A 545-nucleotide genomic window follows, 5' to 3' on the forward strand; every position below is an offset into this window, starting at 1 on the left:
TCCTGTCGGCAGGCACTGGCGACAAAGGATGGAAAGCGCCTGACTGTCGCAGGGCTGGTTCTGGTCCGGCAGCGACCGGGCTCCGCCGAGGGCGTGGTGTTCATGACGCTGGAGGACGAGACGGCAAATATGAACGTCATCATCTGGCCGGATATGTTCGATGCGAACCGGCGCGTCGTGCTTGGCGGACAGATGCTGGCGGTGACAGGCATGCTCCAGAAGGAAGGCGACGTTGTGCATCTGGTGGCAAAAGAGATCACCGACCTTTCCGGGCAGCTCGCCGACGTCGGTAATCGCTCCTCTACGGAGAGCCCCCATGCCAGCGCTTCCGTCGGCGAGCGTATCGTCGTCAGATCGCGCAATTTCCACTGATCAATAAGGGCGCCGATAAATCTCACGACATCGTGATATCGCCTGTTTTAGGCGCAACCTACGCTGGAGTTTCACTTCCATCTGCATCCTATACGCATCCTGTGCCGCGTTTCGGGCACAAAAAAATCCGCCCTTACGGACGGCTTTTCTGTTGTCTTTTCAGACACGTATTC

General features: G+C 57.8%; 1 protein-coding gene. It reads left to right on the top strand.

What is annotated here, in order from left to right:
* A partial coding sequence (locus JCM25156_RS19970; RefSeq protein ID WP_025814547.1) for an OB-fold nucleic acid binding domain-containing protein occupies nt 1–372 on the top strand: 372 nt, incomplete at its 5' end.
* Nucleotides 373–545 lie beyond the last annotated feature (173 nt).

Source organism: Komagataeibacter kakiaceti JCM 25156 (assembly GCF_000613305.1).